At 76.5% G+C, this 3,132-nt stretch carries 4 protein-coding genes; 3 read left to right on the top strand and 1 reads right to left on the bottom strand.

The genetic code is table 11. The features are described from left to right. The coding region (locus ABZ914_RS49290; RefSeq protein WP_500201504.1) for a hypothetical protein at positions 1–185 on the bottom strand (185 nt) is incomplete at its 3' end. Between the two features lie 170 nt (positions 186–355). Here ABZ914_RS49290 and ABZ914_RS49285 point away from each other — a divergent pair. From ABZ914_RS49285 to ABZ914_RS49275, 3 genes are all read left to right on the top strand, one after another. Next, positions 356–937, top strand: a complete 582-nt coding sequence (locus ABZ914_RS49285; protein ID WP_151544098.1) for a DUF5998 family protein — start codon at positions 356–358, stop codon at positions 935–937. A 7-nt stretch (positions 938–944) separates the two neighbouring features. Further along, a complete protein-coding gene (locus ABZ914_RS49280) occupies positions 945–2,069 on the top strand; it encodes an alkaline phosphatase family protein (protein WP_500201503.1) in 1,125 nt (374 codons plus the stop codon). 195 nt (positions 2,070–2,264) lie between these two features. Then, positions 2,265–3,095, top strand: a complete 831-nt coding sequence (locus ABZ914_RS49275; RefSeq protein WP_433247544.1) for a sulfurtransferase — start codon at positions 2,265–2,267, stop codon at positions 3,093–3,095. Positions 3,096–3,132 lie beyond the last annotated feature (37 nt).

The raw sequence follows: 3,132 nt of genomic DNA, 5'->3' as shown, positions 1-3,132 counted from the left end.
GGACCGGGCGGGACGGGGTCGGGCGCGGGTCCCGGCGGCACGGGCCTCGGCGGCTGGGGTCCGGGGCCCGGCATGGGGCCGGGCGGCGGCTCGGTCGGCGGGACCAGCGGTTCCGGCGCGGGGGCGGGGTCCGGTGTCGGCGGGGGCACCGGCTGCGGGGTCGGCAGCGGCTCTTTCTCGTCCATACGACCCCCGTACCCGCGTGCCCGTCGGGTACCCGTGCGGTCCGCGCTCCGGGCCTGCCCGGGGCCGCCGCCAGGGGGCCGCGCGGGCTCGTGCGGCCGAGGCCGCGTCGGTGATCTCCCGCCGCGGCGGGCATGTGCGCGTCCGGCCCCGGACAGGGCAGGATAGGGGCATGAGGGAAACCCGAGCGACCGCTCATGGTTTGCGCACGGCGATCGAGCGCAGCGGCTACTACCCGGCCCTGGTCGCGGACGCGGTCGAGTCGGCCATCGGGGACGAGCGCGTCGTCGCGTACGTCGTGCACCACGAGGCGACGTTCGACCCCGCGATGGAGGTCCGGCGGCACGTGACGGTGCTCGTGCTGTCCGCGAGCCGGCTGCTGGTGTGCCACACCGACGAGCATCCGCCCGGCGAGGGCATGGAGCGCCCGCACGCGTCCACCACCACGGAGGCGGTGAAGCTGGAGCGCGTCCAGTCGGTCGCGGTGACGCGGGTCGTCCCGGACCCGGCCTCGTACGTGCCGGGGGTGCCGCCGACGGAGGTGGTGCTGACGATCGGGTGGGGCGCCATCGCGCACATCGACCTGGAGCCCGCGACCTGCGGCGACGAGAACTGCGAGGCCGACCACGGCTACACCGGCAGCGTCACCGCCGACGACCTGTCGCTGCGGGTGAGCGAGGCCGCCGACGGCGCCGACGCCGTCGCGCAGGTGCTGGCCTTCGCCGAGGAGCTGTCCGCGGCGACCGCGCGGTGAGCGGCCGGTGAGCGGAGCCCCGCCGCCGCCCGTGCCCGACTACGGGGCGGGCGCGCTCGCCGACGTCCCGGTGTCGGTGCTGGCCGCGATGGGCGTCCCGGACGCGGTGAACGCGCTCGGCCTGCCCGCGCTGCCGCGCGCCTGCGTGCTGGTGATCGACGGGCTCGGCTGGGAGCAGCTCCGCGCCCATCCGGGCGAGGCGCCGTACCTGACCGCGATGGGCGGCGGGCCGATCAGCGCGGGGTTCCCCGCCACGACCGTCACCAGCCTCGGGTCGCTCGGCACCGGCCTGCCGCCCGGCGGGCACGGCCTGCTGGGCGTGCAGGTCGCGATCCCGGGCACGGGGCGGCTGCTGAACTGCCTGCGCTGGCGGGACGACTCGGTCGACCCGGAGCGCTTCCAGCCCGCGCCGACGATCTACCAGCGGGCCGCGGCGGCGGGCGTCGCGGCCTCCTACGTGTCCCTCGGCCTGTACCGGGACTCGCCGCTCAGCCGGGCCACGACCCGCGGCGCCGACTACGTCGCGGCGGACAGCCTGGGCCAGCTCGTCGGGCGGGCCGAGCGGGCGCTGCGGCGCGGCGACCGGTCGCTCGTGACCGTCTACCACCCGGATCTCGACTCGACGGGGCACAGGTTCGGGGTGGGGTCCGCCGAGTGGCGGCACCAGCTGCGGTTCGTGGACGTCCTCGTGCAGGAGCTCGCCGCCGTCCTGCCGCCGGGGTCGGCGCTGTACGTGACCGCCGACCACGGCATGGTGGACCCGGTGGAACGGATCGACGCCGACACCGTCCCCGAGCTGGGCGAGGGCGTGGCGCTGCTCGGCGGCGACGCGCGCTGCCGGTACGTCTACAGCGAGCCGGGCGCCCATGACGACGTCCTCGCCGCGTGGACGGCGCTGGTCGGCGACCGGGCGTGGGTCGTGCCGCGCGAGAAGGCGGTGGCGGACGGCTGGTTCGGCCCGCTCGCCCCGGGGATGGCCGAGCGGATCGGCGACGTGATCGCGGTGCCGCACGCGGACCTGGCGATCGTGGCGTCCGAGCGGGAGCCCTGGCTGACCCGGATGGTCGGCATGCACGGCTCTCTCGTGGCGGCCGAGCAGATCGTCCCGCTGCTGACGGCGACCCGCCCCTGACCGCGCCGCCGCCCCCGACGCGCTGCAGTCCCCGACCCGCTGCCCCCGACCCATTGCCGTCCCCGGCGCTGACCTGGGCCGTCGTGGAATCCGTGCGCACGGCGTGTCCCGGGGCCGGTGGTGCGTAGGCTGCCGGTCGTGACGAACCCCGCCGAGCCCCTCCTCAATCAGGGCGACGAAGGTCAAACTGGCGATGTGCACCCTCTCATCGAAGTGCCCGCGCTGGACCGGCTGCTCCGGCAGCAGACCCCCTTGGTCCTGCTGGACGTGCGTTGGCATCTGGCGGGGCCGCCGGGAATCGACTCCTACCGCAAGGGCCACCTCCCCGGAGCCGTGTTCGTCGACCTGGACCGCGACGTGGCCGGGCCGCCGGGGCCGGCCGGGCGCCATCCGCTGCCTCCGTCCGGTGACTTCGAGGCCGCGATGCGCCGCGCCGGCGTGTCGGGGGACCGGCTCGTCGTCGTCTACGACGACGCCGACTCCACGGCCGCGGCGCGCGTCTGGTGGTCGCTGCGCTACTTCGGCCACGACAAGGTCCGCGTGCTGAACGGCGGCTACCGGGCCTGGACGGAGGCGGGCCACCCGGTCACCACCGAGGAGCCGGACGTCAAGCCGGGCGACTTCTTCGCCCGCCCGGGCCGGCTGCCCGTGCTGGACGCGGAGGGGGCCGCCGCGCTGGCGACGGCGGGGGTGCTGCTGGACGCCCGCGCCGCCGAGCGGTACCGCGGCGAGACCGAGCCCGTCGACCCGGTCGCCGGGCACATCCCGGGCGCTCGGAACGCTCCGACGTCCGGGAACGTCGGCGTGGACGGCCGGTTCCTGCCGCCGGAGCTGCTGCGCGAGCGGTTCGCGCAGCTCGGCGCGACCGACGCGCTGGACGTCGGCGCCTACTGCGGTTCCGGGGTGACGGCGGCGCACGAGATCCTGGCGCTCCACCTCGCGGGGATACCCGCGGCCCTCTATGTCGGATCCTGGTCGAACTGGGTCGCCGACCCCGCCAATCCCGTCGCGACGGGCGATTCCTGACGTGACGGCCCGTGGCCGGTCCGGGTGGTCCCGGCCG

It is taken from the genome of Spirillospora sp. NPDC046719 (assembly GCF_040645715.1).
Classification (GTDB): Bacteria; Actinomycetota; Actinomycetes; order Streptosporangiales; family Streptosporangiaceae; genus Spirillospora.
Note: the sequence above shows the minus strand (reverse complement) of the source record. Positions and strands in the feature narration are given on the sequence as shown.

Coding starts and splice junctions, on each gene's coding strand:
- ABZ914_RS49285 (WP_151544098.1), top strand. CDS start 356: ATGAGGGAAACCCGAGCGACCGCTCATGGTTTGCGCACGGCGATCGAG.